A 25,173-nucleotide genomic window follows, 5' to 3' on the forward strand; every position below is an offset into this window, starting at 1 on the left:
CCACCCTAGGTGACCTGCGTCACCCCGGCACCCGACGAGGGCAGGGGCGGGTGTCAGCGACGCAGCTCGCAGCTCTTCAGCTGCTCGCCGCGCAGGCAGCGGTCCCGGCCGCGCTTGCCGTCGAGCCGGTCCTTGCCCGGGCCGCCGTCGAGCACGTCGGCCCCGCCGTCGCTGCCGATGAGCACGTCGGCCCCGCCGCCGCCGAAGGCGCGGACGGTGGGCTTCATCAGCCACTTCACGGCGAACCGCTCGGGGAGCTTGCCGCCGGTGAACCGGATCGTCCCGCGCCCGTCGTTGCCCTCGACGAGGAACTCCTCGGTGCCGGTGAGCTTGGCGAACCGCTTGCCACCGACGTCGACGCGACGCTTCGGCACCGAGATCGCCACGTCGTAGGTGACCTTGCCGGAGACGTATGAGTCGAGGGTCAGGTTGTCGCGGCCGGCGCCGCCGGCGACCGTCATGGCCTTCCGCGCCGGCGTGCCCCGCCCGATCGAGGCGCGGAGGGTGTCGTCGCCGGACCCGCCGCGCGCCGAGACTCCCGGCCCCGCGCTCAGGTAGTCGTCACCGGCGCCGCCGGCGAGGCTGGTGCCGGCGGCGTCCTTCGAGGACGCGAGGTAGTCGTCGCCCTCGTCCCCGGCCAGCACGTCCGCGCCGAGCCCGCCGTCGAGCGAGTCCTCGCCCGGACCGCCCGACACGCGGTCGTCGCCGGCCACGCGCCGCGGGTTGGTGCGGTTGAGCCAGGTCGGCGACGCGTCGCCGTCGAGCAGGTCGTCGCCCTCGCCGCCGGTGATGACGTCGTCACCACCCCCGCCGAGGATCTGGTCGTCGGCGGGTCCGCCGGTGAGCACGTCGTCGAACGGGCTGCCGGTCACGCCGGTGTACTTCCCGGCCGGCGTGGGCGCGAAGGTGTCGGTGCCCTCGCCGGTGGCGGTGAGGGCACCGAGGTCGACCGTCACCGGGCCGGGGGCGTTGGCGTAGGACACGGTGTCGGTGTTGACGAAGTCGCCGTACCAGATGTCGTCGGGGCCGAGGTCGAAGCCGAGGTCGACGTAGTCGTCGCCCGGACCCGGCTCCACCAGGTCGCCGGCGTAGTCGTCGTCGGCCTCGTAGTCGGTGAGGCCGCCGAAGAGCCGGTCGTCCCCGGCTCCACCGATGATGTGGTCGCTGCCGTCGAGGCCGCAGATGACGTCGTTGCCGCCCAGGCCGTCGATCCGGTCCCAGCCGTCGGTGCCGACGATCACGTCGTCGCCCTCCGTGCCGAGCGTCCACGGGGCGGGGTAGCCGGTCGGCTCCGACGCCACGATGGTGGCGGTCAGTCCGTCGCAGGTCGGCGCCGCGGCCGTGGACGGTGCAGCGGGGGCGATGGTGAGCGCCCAGGTCGTGGCCAGCGCGAGTGCGGCGGCCCGGGTCGTCGTACGCATGGTGTTCTCTCCTCCGAGATCGTGTGTCGGGGAGGGGACGTCCCACCGCGGTGGAAAGTTGCGTCACGTCCCACTCCTCGGGGTGCGACGCGGGATGTGTGGGCGCGGGCGACGTGCCATGGTGGACCGCATGCAGCCAGCCGCCGGACTCCTGCTCCTGGCTGCGCCCGCGCTGCAGGACCCCAACTTCGCCGACACCGTCGTGCTGCTCCTCGACGTCAACGAGGAGGGTGCCCTCGGCGTGGTGCTCAACCGGCCCTCGCAGGTGCTGGTCGCCGACGTGCTCGAGCCCTGGCGCGACGTCGTCGCGGAGCCGGAGGTGCTCTTCCGTGGTGGCCCGGTCGGTCTCGACGGGGCGCTCGCGGTGGGTCGGCTGCGCGACGTGCGCGACGCTCCGGTGGGCTGGCGCCCGGTCCGCGGGCTGCTCGGCATGATCGACCTCGACACCCCCACCGAGCTCGTCGACGGCTCGCTGTCCGCGATGCGGGTCTTCGCCGGCTACGCCGGGTGGGGCGCCCACCAGCTCGAGGGCGAGGTGGAGCGCGGCGACTGGTACGTCGTCGACTGCGACCTCGACGACGCGTTCGTGGTGGACACCACCGACCTGTGGCGCTCGGTGATGCGACGCCAGCCCGGCAGCCTCGCCTGGCACCTCAACCGCCCGGTCGACCCCGACCTGAACTGACCGGGCAGGATCTCCCTGACAACTTTTCTCCGGCGGCGTGCGTCTGTCCTGCGCGGGCACGAGCGTGTCCGCTGACCGAGGACGGGGGCACAAGGGTGCGACGACGAGGATGGCGGGGGCCGGCAGCGCTGCTGGCAGGGGTGACGGTGGCAGCCGGGCTGGCGGTCACGACCGCTGGGTCCGCGGGGGCCGCGACGGACGCGAAGCCGCAGCGGTGCGCCGACGTCGTGCAGGTGTGGGCCGGAGGCGGGCCGTCGTTCGCCCTCCACGACGCGGCCTCCCTGCTGCCCGGGTCGCCCGCGGTGCGGACCGTCGAGGTCGGAGGGACGAAGTCGGACCTGACGGCCGCCCGGTTCCGGCAGCTCGAACGGCGCGGGCTGGAGGCGCCGTACCTCGCCGGCTACCAGCGGCGAGCCCGCACGATGGTGGCCCGGTTGCGGACGCTCTCGCGCACCTGCCCCGACTCCCTGCTCGTCGTCGGGGGCTACTCCGACGGGGCGGTCGCGGCCCGGAAGGCCCTGCGGTCGCTCTCGGTGAAGCGCGACGCGCGCACCGTGCGGAGGGTGGGCGCGGTCCTGCTCTTCGGTGACCCGTTCAGCCGTGAGAAGGAGGGCGAGCAGGTCGGCGGCAGCGGTGTCCGCGGGGTGCTGGTCGGCGACGGACCGCAGCTGCGGGTGCCGCACTGGTCGATCCGCGCAGGACTGGTGCGGTCGTGGTGCGCGAGCGCCGACCCGGTGTGCCGCCCGTCGAGGGGCGCCGCCGACGTGGCCGGTCACCTCCAGTACGACCAGGACGACCTGGACGACTTCCGCTCACAGGACCCGGGCACCACCCTGTCGCGTGCGCTGGACGAGCTCCCGACCGCGCGCACGGTGAGCGCGCCGTACGCGGTCGCGCCGGGCAGCACGCGCGTCCGGGTCCGTGCCACCGGCCTGTTCGGGGCGTGGTCCGCGCCTCGGATCGCCTCCGCCGACCGGCTCCCGAAGGGCCTGCGCCTGCGGAAGGGCCGGCTGACCGGCACCCTCCCCGAGGGCCGGCACGTCGCGGTGCTCCGCGTGCGGTCGACGCGTGTCGCACCGGCGCTCACCCGCCGGGTGAAGGTGCGGTTCGACGTCCGCCAGCAGGCGGCCCCGGCAGGAACGACCCTGGTGACCGCCGGCCTCGACGGACGCCCGGCCGACGGACCGTCCAGCGACGTGCACGTGGCCGCCGACGGGCGGACCGTCGTCTTCGCGTCGCGCGCGACCAACCTCGTCGACACCGACGTCTCGGGCGCGCTGCGCGAGGCCTCCTCGACGGTGGCCTACGCGTGGGACGCGGCGACCGGTCGCGCCGAGGTCGTCGGCGTCGGGCCCGGGGGCGACGTCCTGGGTGACGCCGTGCCGCTGGACGTCTCCGCCGACGGTCGCGTGGTGCTCCTGCGCGCGGGCGGCGCTCTCTACGTGCGCGACCGGCAGGCCGCCACCACGACGCTCGTCCCGGTCCCGGGGTTCTCGCCGAGCAGCGGCGTCCGGCTCCCGGCCTCGCTCGCCGGCGACGGCTCCTTCGTCGACGTGGGGATCCGCACCCCGGCCGTGTGGCGCTGGAACAGGCTGGAAGGCACGACGCAGACCTTCCCCGTCGACACCGACTTCACGGCGTCGTCGCCCGACGGCGCGGTCGCGGCCCTCGGTGGAGGCTTCGGCCGCGAGGTCTACCTGCGTGACCTGGCGACCGGCGTGTCCGGCCCGGTGGTCCCGCAGTCGGCCAACGCCGGCATCTTCTGGGCCGAGCTCAGCGCCGGTGGTCGCACCCTCGCGGCCTCGGTCGACGTCATCGACCTGACCCGCGGGTCGATGGTCGTCGACATCGCCCGCTCGACCGTCCTCGACCGGGGCATGCAGTTCGTCCCGGGCGTGAGCGCCGACGGCGTCTGGTACACCGGCGACAGCCGGAGGTGGCAGCTGCAGGTGACGCGGACCGACGGCACGGCGAGCCGGGACGCGTTCGTCCGTGCACCCCGCGACGGCGCGGGTCGGCGTACCGCCCCGGGGGCGGCCGCGCTGAGCGGTGACGGGGGAGTGCTGGCCTACACCTCCGACGCGGTCGACCTGCTTCCGGGCGTACGGCCGGAGGACAGCCAGGTCTACCTGTGGCAGGTCCCACGCTGACGGCACCGCGATGACGTGTCCGATGGGCTCATGACGGACCGGCCGGTTAGGCTTGTCCATCATGAGCACCATCGGATTCTCCCCGGGCAGCCAGACGGTCGAAGAGCGTCAGACGGTCCCGACCGATGAGGGCGACCACGAGCGGTTCTCCCACTACGTCCCCAAGGACAAGCTCACCGAGGCGATGGTCATGGGCACCCCCGTGATCGCCCTGTGCGGCAAGGTGTGGGTCCCCTCGCGCGCGCCGGAGAAGTTCCCGGTGTGCCCGGACTGCAAGGAGATCTGGGAGTCGATGAAGCCGGGGGACGACGGCAACGACGGCTCGGGTCCCGAGGCGTGACGGGGCGCCCCGAGGCGCCGCTGCCCCCCGCGTGGCCCGACCGGGCCGCCTGGGGCACCGCGCCCTCCCTCCGCGCCTGGCAGCAGGCGGCGATGGACCTCTACCAGTCGCGCCAGCCGCAGGACTTCCTCGCCGTGGCGACGCCCGGCGCCGGCAAGACGACGTTCGCGCTGACCGTCGCCGCCGACCTGCTCAGCCGTCGCGTCGTCGACCGGATCACGGTCGTCGCGCCCACCGAGCACCTCAAGACCCAGTGGGCCGAGGCGGCCGCCCGCGCCGGGATCCCGATCGACCCGACGTACTCCGCCGGCAAGGGCAGGACGTCCGACGACTACGTCGGCATCGCCGTCACCTACGCCGGCGTCGCGGTCAACCCGCTGGCCATGCGGATCCGCACCGAGCGGTTCAAGACGCTGGTCATCCTCGACGAGATCCACCACGCCGGTGACGCGCTGTCGTGGGGTGAGGGCGTGCGGGAGTCGTTCGACCCGGCCACCCGCCGACTGGCGCTCACCGGCACGCCGTTCCGCTCCGACATCAACCCGATCCCGTTCGTGAGCTATGCGCCCGGCGACGACGGCGTACCGGTCTCGTCGGCCGACTTCACCTACGGCTACGCCCATGCGTTGTCCGACCACGTCGTGCGCCCGGTGCTCTTCATGGCGTACTCGGGGGAGATGCAGTGGCGCACCCGCGCCGGCGACGAGGTCGTCGCCCGGCTCGGCGAACCGCTCACCAAGGACATGCACGCCCAGGCGCTCCGCACCGCGCTCGACCCCCGCGGGTCGTGGATCCCGGCCGTGCTGGAGGCCGCCGACCGCCGCCTGTCGGAGGTACGCCGCCACGTCCCCGATGCCGGAGGGCTGGTGATCGCCGGCGACCAGGAGACCGCCCGGGCCTACGCGGCGATCCTCAAGAAGGTCTCGGGGGAGTCGCCGACGGTCGTGCTGTCGGACGAGAAGGGCTCGTCGAAGAAGATCGAGAAGTTCACCGCGTCCGAGGACCGCTGGATGGTCGCCGTCCGGATGGTGTCGGAGGGCGTCGACGTGCCGCGCCTCGCCGTCGGCGTCTGGGCCACCACCGTGTCCACGCCGCTCTTCTTCGCCCAGGCCGTCGGCCGCTTCGTGCGCGCCCGGTCGCGCGGCGAGACCGCGACGGTGTTCCTGCCGTCCGCGCCCCACCTGCTGGAGTTCGCCTCCGACATGGAGGCCCAGCGCGACCACGTGCTCGGCCGCAAGGTCACCGACGACGACGACATCTTCGCCGCCGAGGAGGACCTGCTCGCCGCGGCCAACGCCGAGGAGGGCGCCTCCGGCGAGCTCGAGATGTCATGGGAGGCGCTCGGCTCGACCGCGTCGTTCGACCACGTCCTCTACGACGGCGCCCAGTTCGGCCACTCCGGCGAGGTGCACGTGGGCTCGGAAGAGGAGATGGACTTCCTCGGCATCCCCGGCCTGCTCGAGCCCGACCAGGTGCGCGAGCTGCTCCACTCGCGGCAGAGCGAGCGGGCGCGCAAGCAGAAGGCGAGCGGCGTGGAGGACCGGGTGGTCGACTCCGTCGAGCAGCTCAGCACCCACCAGCAGCTCGGCGTGCTGCGCCGCGAGCTCAACGGGCTCGTCGCCGCGTGGCACCACCGCACCGGCCAGGCGCACGGCATCACGCACAACGCTCTGCGCAAGGAGTGCGGCGGCCCGCCGGCGGCGGTCGCCAACGCCGACCAGCTCCACGAGCGGATCAACCGGATCCGCGAGTGGGCGGTGAAGCAGACCTCCTGATCGAGTGGGTTTCGACGCGCCCGGCGCGCCCTCGCGAGCTCGGTCGCGGGCTTGCTCAACCTCCCGCCACACGCCGTGTACGACTTCGTCGCACCCGACTAGTGTCGTGACATGGCCTCGGAGACCTCGCAGACCCTCGACCGCGGACTGCGGGCCCTGAAGGTGCTCGCGGACACGCCCGAGGGGCTGACCATCACCGAGCTGTCCCACCGTCTCGAGGTCAACCGGACGGTCGTCTACCGGCTGATCAGCACCCTCGAGCAGCACGGGCTCGTACGCCGTGACGCCCGGTCGCGACTGTTCGTCGGCCTCGGGGTGCTCCAGCTCGCGAGTGCCGTCCAGCCGCTGCTGCGCGACCTCGCGATGCCGGTGCTGCGCTCGCTGGCCGAGTCGCTCGGATCCACCGCCCACCTCACCGTCGCCGACGGCGACGAGGCGCTCGCGCTCGCCGTCGTCGAGCCGACCTGGACCGACTTCCACGTCGCCTACCGCGTCGGGGCGCGCCACCCGCTGTCGCAGGGCGCGGCCGGCAAGGCGATCACCCTGCTCGAGGGCGGCGAGGTGGCCTACGCCGTCACCAGCGGCGAGCTGCAGACCGGCGCGCGCGGGCTGGCCGCACCGGTCCGCGGCGTCGACGGCCTGCGGGCCAGCGTGGGCGTCGTGACGCTCGCGGACGCGATCGACGAGGACGTGGTGGCGCCGCAGGTGATCGAGGCCGCGAGGCTCGTGGCCGAGCGGCTGCTCTGAGGATCCTCAGGCCGTCCGGGCCGGGTGGACGCCCGGCCCGGGTCGAGTGGCCACGTCGCGCCGGCCGGTGACCTCATGGCCGTCGCGGCAGCGCAGCACGACGTCGACCTCGGCGCCGCAGCCGACGTGCGCGAACTCGACCGGCGAGCCCTCCGGATCGGCGAGGTAGCGGTCGCCCCAGGCGCGGACCGCGACCAGGACGGGGTAGAGGTCGAACCCCTTGTCGGTCGGGCGGTACTCGTGGCGCTCGCGCTGACCCGGCTCGCGGTAGGGCTCGCGGCGCAGGATGCCGGCGTCGACGAGCAGGGCGAGGCGGTTGGTCAGCACCTGGCGCGGGATGCCGGCGTGGCGGCGCATGTCGTCGAAGCGGCGCACGCCGTTGAACACCTCGCGCAGCACCACGAAGGTCCACCGCTCGCCGAGCACCTCCATCGCGCGCCCGACCGTGCAGTTGTCGGTGGACCACGCGAGCGCGGCGGGGGAGTCCGTCATGGCGCCCACCCTAGGTCTCGTTGACAGACCCAGCAAGGGGTGATGTGCTGGGTCCATGACGCAGACCCAGCCGTTCGAGACCGACAGCCGCACCGTCACGTGGGCCACGCCCGGCCAGGGCGACCTCGCCCGGCTGCTCGAGCTCGACGGGCTGGCGCAGCTCGAGGCGATGCGCGCCGGCGAGATGCCGCACCCGCCGATCATGGACACCCTCGGCATGACCGACATGCGGGTCGAGCGAGGTCGGGTCGTGGTGGAGATGCCGGCCGCGGAGTTCCACTACAACCCGCTCGGCAGCGTGCACGGCGGGGTGATCTCGACGATGCTCGACACGGCCGCCGCCTGCTCGGTCCACACCACGCTCGCCGTGGGCGAGGTCTACACCTCGGTCGACCTGACTGTGAAGTTCCTGCGCCCGGTGACCGTGGGCTCGGGCCTGCTGACCTGCGAGGGCACGGTCATCAGCCGTGGGCGGCGTACGGCCCTCGCGCAGGCGCAGCTCACCGACGAGGCGGGGCGCCTGGTCGCCCACGCGACGTCGACCTGCCTGATCATGCGGGCGGGGGAGTGACCGCCCTGCCGCGGTAGTCCAGTGGCGAGACGTCGTCGCGGCGGGCTAGTCCAGTGGCGAGACGTCGTCGTACGGGCTCCCGGACAGCATCTCGTCACTGGACTACCCCCACGGGGGACGGGGGTCCTGCGCCGCCCACCCGTACGTCACGAGCCCACCCGTACGTCACGTGCCCGGCGGCGGGTGCGCGGACTGCGCCGCGGCCCCCGCGAGCGGGACCACGCGGTAGGGGATCTGGGTCGCGAGCGCGATGACCGTCGTCGAGCGGTCGATGCCGGGCTCGGTGAGCACGAGGTCGATCACCCGCTGGAGGTCGGCGTTGGAGCGTGCCACGACCCGCGCCCACATGTCGCCGGCCCCGGTGATGGTGACCGCCTCGAGCACCTCGGGGATCGATGACAGGTGGGTAGCCACCACGTCGTGGCCGGCTCCCTGCGTGATCTCCAGGGTGAGGAACGCCGTCACCGGGTAGCCGAGCGCCTCGGGGGACAGGTCCGGACCCCACCCGGTGATCACGCCAGCTGCGGTCAGCCGGTCGAGCCGGGCCTGGACGGTGCCTCGCGCGATCCCGAGCCGCCGGCTGGCCTCGAGCACGCCCAGTCGCGGCTCGCGTGCGAAGAGCTCGATCACTCTGCTGTCGATCTGGTCCACCGCGCGCCTCCGGCTGTGCAATGTGTCCAACGTTTCGGCGTACTGTTGCACACCTTGCCCGACGAACGGCAGGGTTCGCTCCATGACGACTGACATCGCCTCGACCGGCGGCGCCCTGACCGTGGACGAGATGAAGGCCGACCTGTCCCTCGAGCAGCTCCAGCAGCTGGTCGGCCTCGTGGAGTACGACGCCGAGTCCGACCCCTTCCCGGTGACCGGCTGGGACGCGATCTGCTTCGTGGTCGGCAACGCCACGCAGGCCGCCCACTACTACGCCTCCGCGTGGGGCATGGAGCTCGTCGCCTACTCCGGCCCGGAGAACGGCAACCGCGACCACAAGTCGTTCGTGCTCAAGTCGGGCTCGATCAGGTTCGTGCTCAGCGGCGCCGTGTCGCCCGACAGCGAGCTGGTCGCCCACCACGCGAAGCACGGTGACGGCGTCGTCGACATCGCCCTCGAGGTGCCCGACGTCGACCAGTGCATCGCCCAGGCCGTCAAGGCCGGCGCCACCGTCCTCCGCCAGCCGGAGAACGTCACCGATGAGCACGGCACCGTCCGCGTCGCCGCGATCGCCACCTACGGCGAGACCCGCCACACGCTCGTGCAGCGCACGGTCGACGGTGAGACCTACGCCGGCCCGTACCTCCCCGGCTACGTCGCCGTGGAGCCGCGCTGGGAGAAGAAGGCCGACCAGCCCACGCGCCTCTTCCAGGCCCTCGACCACATCGTCGGCAACGTCGAGCTCGGCGAGATGGACACCTGGGTCGACTTCTACAACCGGGTCATGGGCTTCGTGAACATGGCGGAGTTCATCGGCGACGACATCGCCACCGACTACTCCGCGCTCATGTCGAAGGTCGTCGCCAACGGCAACCACCGCGTAAAGTTCCCGCTCAACGAGCCCGCCGTCGCGAAGAAGAAGTCGCAGATCGACGAGTACCTCGAGTTCTACCGCGGCCCGGGCGCCCAGCACCTCGCGCTCGCCACCGGCGACATCATCGCCACCGTCGACGCGCTGCGCGCCAACGGCGTGGAGTTCCTCAACACCCCCGACTCCTACTACGAGGACGAGGAGCTGCGCGCCCGCATCGGCGAGGTCCGCGTCCCGATCGAGGAGCTGCAGAAGCGCGGCATCCTCGTCGACCGCGACGAGGACGGCTACCTGCTGCAGATCTTCACCAAGCCGCTCGGCGACCGTCCGACGGTGTTCTTCGAGCTGATCGAGCGTCACGGCTCCCTCGGCTTCGGCAAGGGCAACTTCAAGGCGCTCTTCGAGGCCATCGAGCGCGAGCAGGACAAGCGCGGCAACCTCTGACGCCTGCCTGACAGGGCGCCGCCGAGTCCGGCGGAGCGGCGTAGGCCCCCAGCGGCCCACCCGAGCGGTGGCCCACCCACCTTTTCTGCGCGGAAAGTGTGGGTGGGCCACCGCTCGTCGCGTCCGGAGCGGGTCACGGTGCTGGACACATCGAAAGTCGATGCCCTATCGTTTGTCGACACCATCGACCATCGATATGCCCGGGGGCACTCATGAACGCTGACCAGTCGCGCGACACCGACCCGCTGCGGGTCCTCGAGCTGGTGGTCGGGGTGGTGGTCTGCGCCATGGCCGTCCTCGCGGTCGGCCTGGTGGCCGGGACGGTGCTCGGCAGCGCGTCGGTGCCGGGCCTGAACGCCGAGGTGTGCGCGACCGCCTCTGGCGGCCAGCTGGGGATCGGGCAGGACGCCGTCGGGGGAGGGGGTGACCGCACCGGTCCGGCCACCCTCGACCCGGGGATCACGTGGCGCGCGAGCGAGGTCCAGGTGTGCGACCCCGAGCCCGGCGTCGCCACCCGCGCACTCGGCGGTGCCGGGCTGGTCGTCTGGTTCGGCGGGCCGGCGGTCTTCTTCGTGCTGCTCTGGCGCTTCCTGCGTCGTGCCCGTCGTGAGGGCGTCTTCGCCGACCGTGTCCCGCGCCAGCTCCGGACGCTCGGCCGGGTGCTGCTGATGTGGGCGGCGCTCGACCTGGTGCTGTCCGGGTGGATCGAGGCGGCACTGGTGCAGCGGATGACGGACAGCCCGTTCGCCGTGAGCGCGACCATCCCGTGGGTGCCGCTGCTCCTGGGGGTCGCCCTGCTCGGGCTCGCGAAGGTGATGGAGCAGGCGGTCGAGATGCGCCACGACGTCGAGGCCACGATCTGATGGCGGGTCGCACGACCGAGGACACCGAGGAGCAGCACGGCGTGACCGTCCACCTCGACGAGGTGCTGGCCGCGCGCGGGATGACCCTCACCGAGCTCGCCGACCGCGTCGGGGTGACGGTCGTCAACCTCAGCGTGCTCAAGAACGGCCGCGCCAAGGCGGTGCGCTTCTCGACGCTGACCCGCGTGTGCCGGGTGCTGGAGTGCCAGCCCGGCGACATCCTGCGCGTCGAGCCCGACCCGGGCTGAGAGGCTGTCCCCATGATGATCCGAGCGGTCGAGCTGGCCGCGATCAAGGCCGGGACGATCGACCTCGCCTTCCGGCGCTGGGCCCGGCCACGCGTCGTCGTCGGCACCCGGCTGCGCACCGCGGTGGGGCTGGTCGAGGTGACCTCGGTCGAGGAGGTCGACGTCGCGACCCTCACCGAGGACGACGCCCGGCGCGCGGGCGCTGCGTCGCTGGCCGCGCTCCGCGAGGGCCTGGCCGCGCGCCCGGACGACCCGGCGTGGCGGGTCGGCGTGACGTACGCCGGTCCCGACCCCCGCGAGCTGCTGCGCGCGAGCGTCCCGGACGCCGAGGAGGTCGCCGCGATCCGCGCCCGGCTCGACCGCCTCGACGCGGCGTCGCCGATCGGTCCGTGGACGCGGGTGACGCTCGACCTGATCGACCTCAACGCCGGCGTCCGGGCCCCGGAGCTCGCCGCGCAGGTCGGCCGCGAGACGCAGGACTTCAAGAAGGACGTCCGCAAGCTCAAGGAGCTCGGCCTCACCGAGTCGCTCGCGATCGGCTACCTGCTCTCGCCGCGTGGCGAGGCGGTCGTGGACGCCGGCCTGCCGGAGCCGCGGCAGCGGGCGCCGCGCGAGCAGGGCACGCCGCTCCCGCGTGCGATCGGCGCCCCGGCGACGCGTGCGCTGCGCGAGGCGGGTGCCACGACGCTCGAGCAGGTGGCGACGTACTCCGCCGACCAGCTCGCCGCGATGCACGGCGTCGGGCCGATCGCGATCACCCGGCTGCGCGAGGCGATGGCCGAGCAGGGCCTGCGCTACGTCGGCGAGTGAGCCGTCAGAGTGGTGCCCCGTCGCAGCAGTTGGCCTTCATGTGGCAGTGGGGGCACAGCCACCGGGTCGAGATGGGGTCGAACTCTTCCCCGCAGTAGTCGCACGGCACGGCACCGACGCTAGTACGTCGGTGCCGTGCCGCGGGGACAGGCGCGCGGGCGTCAGGCCAGGTCGCCCACCAGCTCGCTCTCGGCCTCGGTGACGCCGTGCGGCTCGGGAGCCGTGGAGAGCGCCGCGGCGATGGTGCGCGAGCCCGCCGCCACCACGACCACGCCGACGGCGACGGCCGCCGCGCCGAACCAGAACGGCGCGTGCAGGTCGACGTTCTCGGCCAGCTTGAGCGCGACGTAGGGGCCGACCGCGCCGCCGGTGAAGCGGACGAACGAGTACGCCGCGGAGGCGACCGGGCGCTCGACCGGCGCCGCGCCCATCACGGCCTCGGTGACGAGGGTGTTGGTGACGCCGAGGAAGGCGCCGGCGACGACGATGCCGACGGTCACGACCACCTCGTGCGAGGCGCCCAGCGCCATCACCGCGAGGTCGAGGGAGAACAGCGCCAGGACCGCGGTGAGCGTCGCCATGGTGCCGAAGCGGCGCTGGAGGATCGGCGCCAGCCACACGGAGGTGAAGGCCAGCAGGAGGCCCCAGCCGAAGAAGGTCCAGCCGATGCCCATGATCGAGTACGTCGGCAGGGCGAACGGGCCGGCGGCCATCAGCGTGAAGAAGCCGAGGTTGTAGAAGATCGCGACCAGGGCCAGGAGCAGCAGCGCGCGGTGGCGCAGGGCGCGGAACGGGTCGAGGATCGACGTCTTGCGACCGGTCGGGGGCGTGGACGGGAGGAAGAACGCGGTGGCCGCGAGGGCGATGGTCATCAGCACCGAGACGCCGAAGAACGGTCCGCGCCACGAGACCTGGCCGAGCAGGCCGCCGATGAGCGGGCCGGAGGCGATGCCGAGGCCGAGAGCTGCCTCGAACAGGATGATCGCCTGCCCGACCGGGCCGGCCGACGCGCTGACGATGGTCGCGAGCGCGGTGGCGACGAAGAGCGCGTTGCCCAGGCCCCAGCCGGCGCGGAAGCCGATCACGGCGCCGACGCTGTCGGAGAGGCCGGCCAGCGCCGCGGAGACGATGATGATGGCCAGGCCGGCGAGCAGGGTGCGCTTGGGGCCGATCCGGCTGGACACCACGCCGGTCACCAGCATCGAGATGCCCATGACGGCCATGTAGCTGGTGAAGAGCAGCGACACCTGGCTCGGGGTGGCCTCGAGCTGGGCGGCGATCTCCTTGAGGATCGGGTCGACCAGGCCGATGCCCATGAAGGCGATGACGCAGGCGAAGGCCACGGCCCAGACGGCACGGGGCTGGCGAAGGAGCGAGGGGGTGGTCGAGCTGCTGGCGCTGCTCACAGGGTGTCCTCCTGAGGGGTCGGGCGGAGGACGTCGCGCAGCACCGCGACGGCGGTGGCGACCTCCTCGGCGGTGTGGTGGGTGTCGGCGAGGCGAGCGGTCACCAGGTCGGCGTTGGCCCGCCGGATCCGGGCGAGCTCGGCGTGCCCCGCGGCGGTGAGCGCGACGACGTGGGCCCGGCCGTCGGTCGGGTGCGGCCGGCGGTCCACCAGGCCCTGCTCGCGCAGCGCCTTGACGGTGGCGGTCATCGTCGGCTGGCTGCACCGGTCGGCCGCCGCGAGGGCGGTCACGCCGGAGGGACCGTGCTCGTCGAGCAGCGACAGCGCGCGGACGCCTGCGGGGTGCTCGATCTCGCGGCGTACGGCCCGCGTCAGGCGGGCGGCGAGCACGACGAGGTCGCTGGAGAGCTCGGAGAGCCGGGTCTGGTCGTCGGTCACCCCTCCACTATTGCATAGGAGTCCTATGTATATCGACCCGGAACGACGAGACCCCGCTCACAGTCGCCGGCGGGCGACCGTGAGCGGGGTCCGGTGCGGGGTGGGCGGTGCTCAGTGGGCGAGCAGCCCGATGCCGAGCGCGCCCATCAGCACGGCGATGCCCGAGTCGAGCACGCGCCAGGCCGACGGCCGGGCGAACAGGCCGCGCAGCAGGCGCGCGCCGTAGCCGAGCCCGAAGAACCAGAGCAGGCTCGCGACGAGCGTGCCGGACAGGAACCACCAGCGGTCGCTGCCGAAGCTGTTGGCCACCGTGCCGAGCATCAGCACCGCGTCGAGGTAGAAGTGCGGGTTGAGCCAGGTCAGCGCCAGCGTCAGCATGATCGCCTTGCCGGTGGTCAGCGACGCGCCGCCCTCGGTGGTGAGACCGGTGGGCTTCCACGCGCGCACCGCGGCGTGGATGCCGAACGCGATGAGGTAGAGCCCGCCGAGCACCTGGGCGACTGGGAGGGCGGAGGGCCAGCGCTCGAGGACGACGCCGAGGCCGGCGACGCCCGCGGTGATCGCGATGACGTCGGAGAGCAGACAGGTCAGCACGATCGGCAGGACCTGCTCGCCTCGGATGCCCTGACGCAGGAGGAAGGCGTTCTGGGCGCCGACGGCGACGATGAGGGCGAGTCCGGTGAGGAGACCGGTGAGTGCAACCTGGAACATGCTGACAACGGTAGGCGCGCGAGAGCCGTCAATCCAGCGAACTATTCTGACGAATCATTAGGATCTCTAAGTATGAAAGACGTCACCCAGCTGGACCCTGTGGCCCTGCGCACACTGGCCGTCGCCGTCCGCCTCGGCACCTTCGAGGCGGCCGCGCGCGACCTGCACGTCACCCCCTCCGCCGTGAGCCAGCGGATCAAGGCGCTCGAGACCCGGATCGGGCGCGTGCTGCTCCACCGCGTCAAGCCGCTCGAGCCCACGGAGGCCGGTCTGGTGCTGGTCCGGCTCGCGACCCAGACCGAGATCCTCGAGCGCGAGGCGGTCGCCGAGCTCGTCGAGGAGGACGACGCCGGAGGCACGGCGTACACGTCTCTGCCGATCGCGGTGAACGCGGACGCGCTCTACGGCTGGTTCGTCGACGCGCTCGCCGACGTGCAGTCGCGGCACCGGGTGGTGTTCGAGGTGGTGCGCGAGGACCACACCCGCACGGCGGAGCGGCTGCGGCGCGGTGAGGTGGTGGCCGCGATCACCGGTGAGCCGAAGCCGGTGCCCGGCTGCCGGGTGGTGCGCCTGGGCCGGCTGCGCTACGCCGCGGTCGCGACGCCGGGCTTCCACGCCGCCCACTTCGGCGACGGCGTGGGGTCGGCGTCGCTCGCCGAGGCGCCGATCGTCGCGTTCGACCGCAACGACTCGCTGCAGCACGACTTCGTGCGCCGGGTGACCCGTCGCCACCTCGCGCCGCCGGTGACCTACGTGCCGTCGGTCCGCGAGTTCGACCGGGCGATCCGGGTCGGGATGGGCTGGGGGCTGCTGCCCGAGGCCGACGTCGCCGACGAGCTCCGCGGCGGGGACCTGGTCGAGCTGGTGCCGGGCCGGCGGCCTGAAGTGGCGCTGTTCTGGCAGCACTGGCGCCTCGGGTCCGCGCTCGTCGGCGAGCTGACCGACGCGGTGGTCGACGCCGCACGGCGCTGGATGGCCGCGACGTAAAGGATCCCGGGTTTTCGGGACAGGGTCCGTGGGCGTCCCTAGGGTGGCGGGCGAGACCGAGCACCGTGCTCGTACCGGACTCGAACGGGGACCTCCTGTGACACGTCGTAACGCCGCAGGCGTCTCCGCGATCGCCGCCACGCTGCTCCTCGCCCTCTCCGGCTGCGGGGCCTCCGACCCGGCCGCCGCCAGCAAGACCACCGGTGCGGTGGTGATGGAGGGCGAGCAGCTCGACGCGCTCACCGCCCAGGTCGAGAAGATGGGGATCGTGGAGTGGCACGGCCAGCTCCTCACCAAGAACCCCGACAACGGCGGCAAGCGGATCTTCGACCTCGACGGCCGGTTCAGCCCCGCCACGGGCTACAGCGAGCTGTCGATGGACTCGGTGATCGACGGCAAGGCCGAGCAGGTCGACTACCTGGTCGTCAGCGGCCGCACCTACTTCAACAGCGACGCCTGGGGCCCCAACGCCGCCTCGTGCTGGGCCGACGTCACCGACAAGCCCGCCTACAGCTGGGCCCTGCCGACCGACCTCGACCCGACCTGGCCGGTCACGAAGGCGCGGGCGATCCGTCTCGCCGGCGACGGGGTCGCGGTCGGCATCCCCGCCAACCAGGTCCTGATGGGCATGCCGCGCGGGCTGTTCCCCGAGGTGCCTGCCGGTCTCGACGACATCGAGGCGGGCGCCGTCATCACGCCGCACGGCCACCTCGTCGAGGTGGCCGTCGACGTGCTGAACATGTGGAACGACGTGCCCGAGGAGGACCTCGCGGCGATCGACACCCGCAAGGCAGGGTGGTGGGCGATGACGATGAAGGAGTCGTCGGACGGCTCCGCGATCGTCCCGCCCGCGCGGGTCTTCGACCCGACGGTCACCCCACCGAGCCAGTGCAAGCGGGGCTGAGCCTGCCGCTCGCGCGCGAGGGGCGACGAGTCGGGCACACGTGTCCGACGTGTCGCCCTTCGCACGGCCGTTCGGGGGCGAGATCTCGGACACGTGTACGCCTCTGGCGCGCTGGGGCGACACCAGCACCCCGGTAGACCGGCGCACGTGCGGCGGTCCTGGCCCTTCCAGTAGCCGGAGCGGGGCCACCGCTACCGCACGTGCGGTGGTTCTCGCCCTCGCCTCCGCCGGCGCGGGACCACATCCACCGCACGTGCGCTGCGGCGACGTGCGCTCCTAGAGCACCTTCGAGAGGAACGACTGCGTCCGCTCGTGCTGCGGGTTCGAGAGCACCTCGACCGGGTCGCCCTCCTCGACGATCACGCCGCCGTCCATGAAGACGAGCTTGTCGCCGACCTCGCGGGCGAACCCCATCTCGTGGGTGACGACCATCATCGTCATGCCCTCGGAGGCGAGGTCCTTCATCACCGCGAGCACGTCGCCGACGAGCTCGGGGTCGAGCGCCGAGGTGGGCTCGTCGAACAGCATCATGTCCGGCTGCATCGACAGCGCCCGCGCGATCGCCACGCGCTGCTGCTGCCCGCCCGAGAGGTGGGCGGGGTAGGCCGTCTCGCGCTCGGCGAGCCCGACCTTGGCCAGGTTGGCGCGCGCGATCTCGGTCGCCTCGTCCTTGCCGCGACCGGCGACCTTCTGCTGCGCGATCGTGAGGTTGCGCAGCACCGTCATGTGCGGGAAGAGGTTGAACTGCTGGAACACCATCCCGATGCGCGCGCGCAGCTTGTCGACGTCGGCGTCGGGGTGGGTGATCTCGTCGCCCTCGACGAAGATCTTGCCGCTGGTGGGCGTCTCGAGCAGGTTGGTGCAGCGCAGCAGCGTGGACTTGCCGGACCCGGACGGTCCGATCACGCACACGACCTGCCCGTTGTCGACGTGGAAGTCGATGCCGGTGAGCACCTCGTTGTCGCCGAAGCTCTTGTGCAGGTCCTGCACGTCGATGGCCGGCGTGGCGGCCCGGTCGGTGGGGCTGGTGGAGGTGGTGGTCATCAGCGGGCCCTCTCGGCTCGACGCTCCATGCGGCGCACGACGATCGACAGCGGGACCGTGATGATCAGGTAGCACATCGCGGCCAGGAAGATCGGGGTCAGGTTGACGTACTGGGACAGGCCGGCGCGGCCGAAGGAGGTCAGCTCCTGGTCGGCGAGCCCGAGGCCCAGGATGTAGACGAGCGAGGAGTCCTTGGTGAGAAGGATCAGCTCGTTGGTCAGCGGCGGCAGGATGATCCGGAACGCCTGGGGCAGCACGACCGAGATCATCGCCCGGGTCTGGCTCATGCCCAGCGAGCGTGCCGCCTCGAGCTGTCCCTTCGGGACCGCCTGGATGCCGGCGCGGATCGTCTCGGCCATGTAGGCAGCGCCCACCAGGCCGAGCGCCACGGTCACGGTCCCGAAGGTGCCGCCCGGGATGACGCGGCCCGGGAAGGCGATCGGGATGCCGTATTGGAATGCCACGAAGACGATCAGGGCCGGGACCCCGCGGAAGAACTCGATGAACAGCGTCGCCAGCCACCGGTAGGGACCGACCGGCGAGAGCCGCATCAGCGCCAGCACGAGGCCGAGCGCCAGGCCGAAGGCGAACGCCCCGGCGGTGTAGATGATCGTGTTCTTGAGCGCGACGGTGATGATGTTCGGGAACAGCTCGGGTGCGATGTCGCTGTTGAAGAACTGCTGGCGCAGCTGTTGCCAGTCGGCCAGGAACAGCACGAGCACCAGGACGACCACCAAGATGGCGTACTGGATGCCGCGGCTCACCTGGGCGCGCTTCCGCGGGGTCATGGCCATGGATCAGGCTCCTCGGTGCGAGACGTCAGTTGGTCGGGGCGGTGCCGAACCAGGTCTTGTAGATCTCGTCGTAGGAGCCGTCGGAACGGGACTCCTCCAGCACGTCGTTGATCGAGGAGAGCAGCTCGTCGTTGCCGTCCTTCTTCACCGCCATGCCGTACTGCTCGCCGGTGTCGAACTCGGCCGTGACGTACGTGCCCGGGTTGGCCTTGGCGTAGTCCAGCAGCGGGCCGTTGTCCTGGATCGCGGCGTCGATCTGGCCGGTCTTCACCGCGGTGCTCTGCAGGCCGAGGTCCTCGAACGCCTTGATCGTGACGCCCTTCGGCGCGTTCTCCTTGGCGTAGAGCTCGCCGGTCGTGCCGGTCATCACGCCGAGGGTCTTGCCGTCGAGGGCCTCGAGGCTGTCGAGGGACTCGTCCTTGGTGAGCAGGGCCTGGGTGGCGTCGAAGTAGGGGTCGGAGAAGTCGATGACCTGCGAGCGCTCGTCGGTGATGGTCATGCCGGCGACCGCCATGTCGCACTTGCCGGTGTTGAGCGCCTGGCCGGACTGGATGCCCTCGAAGCCGGTGACGACGACGTCGAGGTCGAGGTCGTTGGCCTCGGCGACCTTCTGGGCGAGGTCCATGTCGAAGCCCACGATCTCGTTGCCCTGCTCGAACTCGAACGGCTTGTAGGGCAGGGAGGTGCACACCGTGAGCTTGCCGGCGGCGATCACGTTGGCGCCGGACTCGGTCGTCGTGGTCTCCTCGGCCGCACACCCGGCGGTGGCGATCAGGACGAGGGCGGCTGCGGCGCCGGAGGTCAGCTTTCGGGTATTCATGCCAGCACCGTAACGGCCTGCCTCGTCGATTGCGCGCCACGAGCTCCCAGCCGACGGATCGCGTCACAATCGTGACATGCCCACCTACGTCGCCTTCCTCCGCGCGATCAACCTCGGAGCCACGCGCAAGTTCCCCAAGGCCGCGATCGTCGCCGCGACGGAGGCGGCGGGCGGTCGTGACGTCGAGACCTACATCAACACCGGCAACGTCCGCCTGACCCACTCGGCGCGCTCGGTCGCGAAGGTGCAGGCCGTGCTCGAGGAGGCCTACGCCGCCGAGGCCGGGTTCGACGTGCCGACCGTCGTCTTCACCACGAAGGACCTCGCGGCGCTCACCGCGCGGGCCGAGGAGCTGCACGCCGAGCACGACCCGTCGGGCCAGCACTACGTGACGCTCTACGCCTCCGCGCCCGCCGCCGCGGCGACGCGGGCCGTCCACGCCGTCGACCACCCGGGCGAGACGGCGGTGGTCGACGGTCGCGCCGCCTACGTGCTGCTCGACGGCGACATCCACACCTCGAAGCTCCTGTCCGGCAAGGAGTTCAAGGCCCTCGGCCAGGGCACCGCGCGCACCGCCAAGGTGCTGCGGACGGTGACGGAGAAGTGGTGCTGACCCCGACGATCAGGCGATCTCGACGCCGGCGCCGGTCATCTCCGTGATCGCCGCCGCCGTCGTCTCCGGCGCGACGCCGGCGCAGAGGGCGGTCAGCACGCGCGTGTCGAAGCCCGCGCGGGCGCTGTCGAGCGCGGTCGCCCGGACGCAGTGGTCGGTCGCGATCCCGCAGACGTCGACCTCGTCGACCCCGCGGCGGCGCAGCCAGTCGGCGAGCCCCTCCCCGGACTGCGTGCGCCCCTCGAAGCCGGAGTACGCCGCCTCGTGGGCACCCTTGAAGAACACCTCGGCGAAGGGCTGGGGGTCGAGGTTGGGGTGGAACGCCGCGCCCTCGGTGCCGACCTTGCAGTGCACCGGCCAGGAGTCCGCGTAGTCCGGCTTGAACGACCAGTGGTCCCCGGGGTCGACGTGGTGGTCCTTGGTGGCGACCACGACGTCGTAGGCCGGTGCGCCGGCCCCGCCGGCCGACCAGCGGTGCAGCACCTCGTTGATGTCCGCCGCCACGCGGGCGCCACCGGCCACCGCGAGGGACCCGCCCTCGCAGAAGTCGTTCTGGACGTCGACCACGATCAGTGCCCGTGCCATGGGCTCAGGCTAGCGGTCCGACGGTGCTCACTCCTGCACGAACAGCGTCGGCACCACCGGTTCGCCCGCGGACATCATGGTGACCGCGCGGGGCAGCTCGGCGACCGACGCGCGGTGCCGGGCACGGGCCGCGTCGAGGGGCTCGCGGCCGACGACCTCACCGCCCTCCACGAGGGGCACGAGCAGCGCCCGGTCGTCGCCGTCGTCCGCCGGCGCGGTGCCGATCCCGACGACCTCGGCCTCGACCACGCCGGAGGCCGAGCGCCGGCGCAGGGCGTACTTGCGGCCGCCGACGGACGCCTTGTCGGTCGAGCGCTTCGCGACCGACACCATCGCGCCGTCGTCGCCCTCCCGGGCCACCAGCTTGTAGACGAACCCGCAGGTCGGGTGGCCGGAGCCGGTGACCAGCTGCGTGCCGACGCCGTACGCGTCGACCGGTGCAGCGGCGAGCGCGGCGATGGCGTGCTCGTCGAGGTCGCTGGTCACCACGATCCGGGTCGCGGTCGCGCCGAGGTCGTCGAGCTGGCGGCGCACGTCGCGCGCCACGAGCGCGAGGTCACCGGAGTCGAGGCGCACGGCGCCCAGGGAGGTGCCGGCGACCTCGACGGCGAGCCGCACCGCCTCGGCGACGTCGTAGGTGTCGACGAGCAGCGTGGTGCCGACGCCCAGGGTCTCGACCTGCGCGGTGAAGGCCTGCCGCTCGCTGTCGTGCAGGAGCGTGAACGAGTGTGCCGCGGTGCCGGTGGTCGGGACGCCGTAGAGCTGCCGGGCGGCCAGGTTGCTCGTGGCGTCGAAACCCGCGACGTACGCCGCCCGCGCCGCGGCGACGGCCGCCTGCTCGTGGGTGCGGCGCGAGCCCATCTCGATGCACGGGCGGCCGGCGGCGGCGAGGGTCATCCGCGAGGCGGCCGACGCGATCGCCGAGTCGTGGTTGTAGATCGACAGCAGCACGGTCTCCAGCAACACCGCCTCGGCGAACGTGCCCTCGACGACGAGCACGGGGGAGTGGGGGAGGTAGACCTCGCCCTCGGGGTAGCCCCACACGTCGCCGGAGAAGCGGTAGGCCGCCAGCCACTCGAGCGTGTCGGGGCCGACCACGCCCTCCAGCGACGCCACGGCCGCGGGATCGAAGCGGAACGACTCGATCGCGTCCAGGGCCCGCCCGACACCGGCGACCACGCCGTAGCGGCGCCCCTCGGGGAGCCGGCGCGGGAAGAGCTCGAAGACCGATCGGCGCTCGGCCGTGCCCGAGTGCCGGGCGGCCTGCACCATGGTGAGCTCGTAGTGGTCGGTCAGCAGCGCCGTCGAGGGACGGGGAGGGCTCGTCACGACCGACACTGTGCCACCATGGCCCCGTGTCTGCCGCCAGCCCCGTCGAGGTCGAACCGACCCGGGCGCCGGACGAGATCACGTTCTTGTCCAAGCCCTGGGTCACCCTCGTCTGGGACGACCCGGTCAACCTCATGTCCTACGTGTCCTACGTCTTCCAGAAGTACTTCGGCTACGACAAGGCCAAGGCCGAGAAGCTGATGCTCGAGGTGCACACCGACGGCAAGTCGGTGGTGTCGACCGGCACGCGCGAGGAGATGGAGCGCGACGTGCAGGCCATGCACGAGTACGGGCTCTGGGCGACCATGGAGAAGGCCTCCTGACGATGAGCGGGTTCGAGCGCGACACGCGGACCGAGCGCGTGGTCGCCACCTTCACCGGCTTCGAGGCCGACCTGCTGCGCTCGCTGGCCTCGCAGATGGTCGAGCTGCTGCGCAACGAGCGGGCCGAGCCCGCGGCGCCCGCCGCCGACCCGTTCGAGGCGCTCATGTCGGAGTTCTCCGGCGCCACCACGATCCCCGAGGACCCGGTCCTCGCCCGGCTCTTCCCGACCGCCTACACCGACGACGAGGAGGCGGCCGGCGACTTCCGCCGGTTCACCGAGGGTCGCCTGCGCGACGGCAAGGCCGCCGCGGCGGGGCTGGTCATCGACACCCTCGAGGAGGGTGGCCTGCCGCCCGAGCTCACCGAGGACGGCCTGGTGATCGACGTCGAGCTGGACGCGCCGTCGGCCGAGACCTGGATGCGCGCCTTCACCGACATCCGCCTGGCCCTCGCCACCCGGCTCGGCGTCGAGGCCGACGACGAGCACTACTGGCACTCCCTGCCCGACGAGGACCCCCGCGCCCAGGCGCACGACATCTACGAGTGGGTCGGCTACCTCCAGGAGACGCTGGTCGAGGCCCTGACCCGATGACCGCGGCCCGATGACCCCGGTCCCCGACTTCGTGCTCGCGCTGCGCGAGAAGGTCGGCCCCGACCACCTGCTCTGGCTGCCGGGGGTCACCGCCGTCGTGCGCCGCGGCGACCAGGTCCTGCTGGTCCGGCGCTCGGACAACGGTGCGTGGACGCCGGTCACGGGCATCGTCGACCCCGGCGAGGAGCCGGCGGTCGCGGCCGCCCGCGAGGCGCTGGAGGAGACCGGCGTCCGGATCCGGGTCGACCGGCTGGTCTCGACGTCGGCCCACGGGGAGATCGTGCACGCCAACGGCGACCGCGCGTCCTACCTCGACCTCACCTTCGCCTGCACCTGGGTCGAGGGCGAGGCCCACGTCGCCGACGACGAGTCGAGCGACGTGCGCTGGTACCCCGTGGGGTCGCTGCCGCCGATGGCCGAGGTGATGCGCGCGCGGATCGAGGCAGCACTCGCGGACGAGCCGGCCGCCCGGTTCGTCGCCCCGCCCGACGACCTCCCGGAGCCGCCGCCGGTGCTCCTCCCGCCCGCGCCCGCCCTCGGGGTCGACGCCTGCTCCGCGGGCTGGGTCGGCGTCGTGCTGGACACCGACCTCCGGTCCTCGGTGCACGTCGCCCCCGACATCGCGGGCCTGGTCGGGCTGGTCCGCGAGCGGCACGACGTCGCTGTCGTCGCGATCGACATCCCGATCGGCCTGCCCGACTCGGGTGGCCGCCGGGCCGACGCCGAGGCCCGGCGCGAGCTGGTCGGCAAGGCGTCGTCGCTGTTCTCCACGCCGACCCGCGCCGCGCTCGAGGCGGAGACCTACGCCGAGGCCCGCGAGGCCAACCTCGCCGCCACCGACGGACGTACGAGCGTCAGTGCGCAGGCCTACGCGCTGCGGGCCAAGGTGCTGCAGGTCGACGCGTGGGTGCGCGGCCGCCCGGGCGCGACGGTGGTCGAGGTGCACCCCGAGCTGAGCTTCGCCCGGATGGCCGGCGCGCCGATCGCCGCGTCGAAGAAGGACGCCGCCGGGGTCGCCGACCGCCGCGAGGCGCTCGCCGCCCACGGGATCGTCGCGCCGCCGTGGTTCCGCGGGGCGGGGTTCGGCGAGGACGACCTGCTCGACGCCTGCGCGGCCGCGTGGTCGGCGGTGCGGCACGCGCTCGGGGTCTCCGAGGCGTACCCCGCGACCCCCGAGGTGTTCTCCGACGGCATCGCGTCGGCCATCCGCGTCTGACCGCCGACCGACCGCCGGGTCAGCCGGAGTGGGTCAGCACGCCGTAGCGCCCACGGCTGGCCAGCGCCCAGCGCGAGACCGGGACCGAGGCGAGCGCGATCGCGAGCATCAGGCCGGCCAGCACCAGCCAGCCGACCTCGCCGAGGTCGACGCAGAGGTACGTCACGACCGGCGGGCCGATCACCGCGACCACGCTGAAGCCGAGGCCGGCGAAGCCCTGGTACTGGCCCTGCTTCTCGTGCGGCGCCAGGCCCATCTGCAGGCCCCACTGGCCACCGGAGCCGATCATCTCGCCGACGACGTGGACCAGTGAGCCGACGACGAGCACGACGATCGCGACGGTCGCGTCGCCGCGGTCGGCGAGCGCCACGATCGCGAAGCCGGCGGCGATCCACACCGCGCCGCGCACGAGGGCGCGCGCACCCGCCTCGACCGAGTCGGCGCGCTGCGAGAGCCGGACCTGGAAGAGCGCGACGCACGCGGTGTTGAGGATGAGCAGGATCGCCACCATCACCGGTGGCGCCTCGGTGCGCTGGGAGATGTAGAGCGCGAGGCCGATGTCCATGACGAAGAAGTGCACCGCGAACAGGCCGGTGATCGCCGTCACGACGACGTACGGCACGTCGCGGAGCACGGCCAGGCGCGGCTCGCCCTCGATCCGGACGTAGGGCGGGAGGTCGGGCAGGCGGGTGGTGTTCCACGCCGCGAAGGCGGTGAAGACCGCGTTGAGCACGAAGACCGAGACGTAGGCCCACGCCTCGTCGATCACCAGGGCAGCCCCGCCGAAGACCGACCCGAGGCCGATCGCGGTGTTGGTGACCGCGCGGAGGTAGGCCTTGAACAGCACGCCGCGTCCGCCGGTCGCCAGCTGCGCGATGACGCCCTGCTGCACCGATCCGGCCGACCGCTCGAAGAGGGCCAGCAGGCCGAGCAGCAGGGCCAGCTGCCACGGCGAGCGGGCCAGCACCGGCAGCGCGCTGGTGGCCGCCGCGCCGACCATGGCCCAGGTCAGCACCCGCCGCGGGCCGCGCGTGTCACCGAGGTGCCCGGCCGGCACCTGGACCACGATGCCCACGACCGCCGCCACCGACATCGCGAGCGCCACCTCGGCGGCGGAGAAGCCGACCTGGCGGGTGAAGTAGAGGGCGCTCGTGGTCATCACCGCACCGGCGCCGAAACGGTTGGCGAACGACCCCAGCGCCAGCACCCGCAGGTCGCGCTCGAGCGGGATGCCGTGCCGGGTCAGCGGCGGCGGGACGACGGACATGCATACCCCCAGAACTCTTGACGTCAAGATTTATCTGGTGGGACGTGGTCCGGTCAACTCGCTTCCGCGACCTACA

Annotated in this window: 28 protein-coding genes; 16 read left to right on the top strand and 12 right to left on the bottom strand. The window is 72.5% G+C overall.

The annotated features are described in order from the left end of the window. Positions 1-53: 53 nt before the first annotated feature. Positions 54-1,421 carry a calcium-binding protein gene (locus KDN32_RS05105; protein ID WP_211730995.1) on the bottom strand — a complete coding sequence of 456 codons (1,368 nt, stop codon included), beginning with the start codon at positions 1,419-1,421 and terminating at the stop codon, positions 54-56. 130 nt (positions 1,422-1,551) lie between these two features. Between KDN32_RS05105 and KDN32_RS05110 the strand changes: the two genes are divergently transcribed. From KDN32_RS05110 to KDN32_RS05130, 5 genes are all read left to right on the top strand, one after another. Further along, complete coding sequence (locus KDN32_RS05110) at positions 1,552-2,106, top strand: YqgE/AlgH family protein (RefSeq protein WP_249216361.1); 555 nt, start codon at positions 1,552-1,554, stop codon at positions 2,104-2,106. 146 nt (positions 2,107-2,252) lie between these two features. Beyond that, positions 2,253-4,256 (top strand): cutinase family protein, encoded by a 2,004-nt coding sequence (locus tag KDN32_RS05115; protein ID WP_211730997.1) that lies wholly within the window; start codon positions 2,253-2,255, stop codon positions 4,254-4,256. 61 nt (positions 4,257-4,317) lie between these two features. After that, positions 4,318-4,596: a DUF3039 domain-containing protein gene (locus KDN32_RS05120; RefSeq protein WP_211730998.1), complete on the top strand. Its 279-nt coding sequence runs from the start codon at positions 4,318-4,320 to the stop codon at positions 4,594-4,596. Next, positions 4,593-6,371 (top strand): DEAD/DEAH box helicase, encoded by a 1,779-nt coding sequence (locus KDN32_RS05125; RefSeq protein ID WP_211730999.1) that lies wholly within the window; start codon positions 4,593-4,595, stop codon positions 6,369-6,371. The genes KDN32_RS05120 and KDN32_RS05125 overlap by 4 nt, the downstream gene beginning before the upstream one ends. A gap of 111 nt (positions 6,372-6,482) precedes the next feature. Further along, positions 6,483-7,118, top strand: coding sequence for an IclR family transcriptional regulator (locus KDN32_RS05130; RefSeq protein WP_211731000.1), 636 nt, complete (start codon positions 6,483-6,485; stop codon positions 7,116-7,118). A gap of 6 nt (positions 7,119-7,124) precedes the next feature. On the opposite strand, the gene KDN32_RS05135 is transcribed toward KDN32_RS05130, so the two are convergent. Continuing rightward, on the bottom strand, positions 7,125-7,610 hold the full coding sequence (locus KDN32_RS05135) for a winged helix-turn-helix transcriptional regulator (RefSeq protein ID WP_211731001.1): 486 nt from the start codon (positions 7,608-7,610) through the stop codon (positions 7,125-7,127). A gap of 55 nt (positions 7,611-7,665) precedes the next feature. Here KDN32_RS05135 and KDN32_RS05140 point away from each other — a divergent pair, with 55 nt between their 5' ends. Beyond that, the gene (locus KDN32_RS05140; RefSeq protein WP_211731002.1) at positions 7,666-8,181 is read left to right on the top strand and encodes a PaaI family thioesterase; all 516 of its coding nucleotides are present in this window, start codon (positions 7,666-7,668) and stop codon (positions 8,179-8,181) included. 165 nt (positions 8,182-8,346) lie between these two features. On the opposite strand, the gene KDN32_RS05145 is transcribed toward KDN32_RS05140, so the two are convergent. Beyond that, complete coding sequence (locus tag KDN32_RS05145) at positions 8,347-8,832, bottom strand: Lrp/AsnC family transcriptional regulator (protein ID WP_307853729.1); 486 nt, start codon at positions 8,830-8,832, stop codon at positions 8,347-8,349. Between the two features lie 82 nt (positions 8,833-8,914). Between KDN32_RS05145 and hppD the strand changes: the two genes are divergently transcribed. The 4 genes from hppD (at position 8,915) to KDN32_RS05165 (ending at position 12,068) form a co-directional block, all read left to right on the top strand. Beyond that, positions 8,915-10,147, top strand: coding sequence for a 4-hydroxyphenylpyruvate dioxygenase (gene hppD / locus KDN32_RS05150; protein WP_211731004.1), 1,233 nt, complete (start codon positions 8,915-8,917; stop codon positions 10,145-10,147). 212 nt (positions 10,148-10,359) lie between these two features. After that, the gene (locus KDN32_RS05155; protein WP_211731005.1) at positions 10,360-11,010 is read left to right on the top strand and encodes a DUF2975 domain-containing protein; all 651 of its coding nucleotides are present in this window, start codon (positions 10,360-10,362) and stop codon (positions 11,008-11,010) included. After that, a complete protein-coding gene (locus KDN32_RS05160) occupies positions 11,010-11,258 on the top strand; it encodes a helix-turn-helix domain-containing protein (protein ID WP_211731006.1) in 249 nt (82 codons plus the stop codon). The genes KDN32_RS05155 and KDN32_RS05160 overlap by 1 nt, the downstream gene beginning before the upstream one ends. A 12-nt stretch (positions 11,259-11,270) precedes the next feature. Further along, the gene (locus tag KDN32_RS05165) at positions 11,271-12,068 is read left to right on the top strand and encodes a hypothetical protein (RefSeq protein ID WP_211731007.1); all 798 of its coding nucleotides are present in this window, start codon (positions 11,271-11,273) and stop codon (positions 12,066-12,068) included. Between the two features lie 161 nt (positions 12,069-12,229). Here the strand turns inward: KDN32_RS05165 and KDN32_RS05170 are convergent, their stop codons facing one another. The 3 genes from KDN32_RS05170 to KDN32_RS05180 form a co-directional block, all read right to left on the bottom strand. Beyond that, entirely contained in the window at positions 12,230-13,474 is a 1,245-nt protein-coding gene (locus KDN32_RS05170; protein ID WP_307853731.1) for an MFS transporter, read from the bottom strand. After that, positions 13,471-13,911 carry a MarR family winged helix-turn-helix transcriptional regulator gene (locus KDN32_RS05175; RefSeq protein ID WP_307853732.1) on the bottom strand — a complete coding sequence of 147 codons (441 nt, stop codon included), beginning with the start codon at positions 13,909-13,911 and terminating at the stop codon, positions 13,471-13,473. Before KDN32_RS05175 ends, KDN32_RS05170 begins: the two co-directional genes overlap by 4 nt. 111 nt (positions 13,912-14,022) lie before the next feature. Beyond that, positions 14,023-14,622: a LysE/ArgO family amino acid transporter gene (locus KDN32_RS05180; protein ID WP_211731008.1), complete on the bottom strand. Its 600-nt coding sequence runs from the start codon at positions 14,620-14,622 to the stop codon at positions 14,023-14,025. Between the two features lie 72 nt (positions 14,623-14,694). Between KDN32_RS05180 and KDN32_RS05185 the strand changes: the two genes are divergently transcribed. Together KDN32_RS05185 and KDN32_RS05190 are read left to right on the top strand one after the other, a co-directional pair. Continuing rightward, positions 14,695-15,609 carry a LysR family transcriptional regulator ArgP gene (locus KDN32_RS05185; protein WP_211731009.1) on the top strand — a complete coding sequence of 305 codons (915 nt, stop codon included), beginning with the start codon at positions 14,695-14,697 and terminating at the stop codon, positions 15,607-15,609. Positions 15,610-15,706: 97 nt separating this feature from the next. Further along, positions 15,707-16,513, top strand: coding sequence for a hypothetical protein (locus KDN32_RS05190; protein WP_211731010.1), 807 nt, complete (start codon positions 15,707-15,709; stop codon positions 16,511-16,513). A gap of 276 nt (positions 16,514-16,789) precedes the next feature. Here KDN32_RS05190 and KDN32_RS05195 read toward each other — a convergent pair whose 3' ends face one another. The 3 genes from KDN32_RS05195 to KDN32_RS05205 are packed head-to-tail and all read right to left on the bottom strand — an operon-like array spanning position 16,790 to position 19,171. After that, entirely contained in the window at positions 16,790-17,557 is a 768-nt protein-coding gene (locus KDN32_RS05195; RefSeq protein ID WP_211731011.1) for an amino acid ABC transporter ATP-binding protein, read from the bottom strand. Next, entirely contained in the window at positions 17,557-18,351 is a 795-nt protein-coding gene (locus tag KDN32_RS05200; RefSeq protein ID WP_211731012.1) for an amino acid ABC transporter permease, read from the bottom strand. Before KDN32_RS05200 ends, KDN32_RS05195 begins: the two co-directional genes overlap by 1 nt. 25 nt (positions 18,352-18,376) lie before the next feature. Beyond that, positions 18,377-19,171, bottom strand: a complete 795-nt coding sequence (locus tag KDN32_RS05205; RefSeq protein ID WP_211731013.1) for a transporter substrate-binding domain-containing protein — start codon at positions 19,169-19,171, stop codon at positions 18,377-18,379. A gap of 76 nt (positions 19,172-19,247) precedes the next feature. Between KDN32_RS05205 and KDN32_RS05210 the strand changes: the two genes are divergently transcribed. Then, entirely contained in the window at positions 19,248-19,784 is a 537-nt protein-coding gene (locus tag KDN32_RS05210) for a DUF1697 domain-containing protein (protein ID WP_211731014.1), read from the top strand. Positions 19,785-19,793: 9 nt separating this feature from the next. Here the strand turns inward: KDN32_RS05210 and KDN32_RS05215 are convergent, their stop codons facing one another. Together KDN32_RS05215 and KDN32_RS05220 are read right to left on the bottom strand one after the other, a co-directional pair. Beyond that, entirely contained in the window at positions 19,794-20,369 is a 576-nt protein-coding gene (locus KDN32_RS05215) for an isochorismatase family protein (protein ID WP_211731015.1), read from the bottom strand. 27 nt (positions 20,370-20,396) lie between these two features. Then, positions 20,397-21,698 (bottom strand): nicotinate phosphoribosyltransferase, encoded by a 1,302-nt coding sequence (locus KDN32_RS05220; RefSeq protein WP_307853736.1) that lies wholly within the window; start codon positions 21,696-21,698, stop codon positions 20,397-20,399. 26 nt (positions 21,699-21,724) lie between these two features. On the opposite strand from KDN32_RS05220, the gene clpS reads away from it, so the two are divergent. From clpS to KDN32_RS05235, 3 genes are read left to right on the top strand one after another with little or no spacing between them, the layout of a single operon-like run. Then, the gene (clpS, locus tag KDN32_RS05225) at positions 21,725-22,021 is read left to right on the top strand and encodes an ATP-dependent Clp protease adapter ClpS (protein WP_211731016.1); all 297 of its coding nucleotides are present in this window, start codon (positions 21,725-21,727) and stop codon (positions 22,019-22,021) included. A 2-nt stretch (positions 22,022-22,023) separates the two neighbouring features. Further along, positions 22,024-22,614, top strand: coding sequence for a DUF2017 domain-containing protein (locus KDN32_RS05230; protein ID WP_211731017.1), 591 nt, complete (start codon positions 22,024-22,026; stop codon positions 22,612-22,614). A 10-nt stretch (positions 22,615-22,624) separates the two neighbouring features. Then, positions 22,625-23,830: a DUF429 domain-containing protein gene (locus KDN32_RS05235; RefSeq protein WP_211731018.1), complete on the top strand. Its 1,206-nt coding sequence runs from the start codon at positions 22,625-22,627 to the stop codon at positions 23,828-23,830. A 19-nt stretch (positions 23,831-23,849) separates the two neighbouring features. Here the strand turns inward: KDN32_RS05235 and KDN32_RS05240 are convergent, their stop codons facing one another. After that, on the bottom strand, positions 23,850-25,097 hold the full coding sequence (locus KDN32_RS05240; RefSeq protein ID WP_211731019.1) for an MFS transporter: 1,248 nt from the start codon (positions 25,095-25,097) through the stop codon (positions 23,850-23,852). Positions 25,098-25,173 lie beyond the last annotated feature (76 nt).

The organism is Nocardioides palaemonis (assembly GCF_018275325.1).
Lineage (GTDB): Bacteria > Actinomycetota > Actinomycetes > Propionibacteriales > Nocardioidaceae > Nocardioides > Nocardioides palaemonis.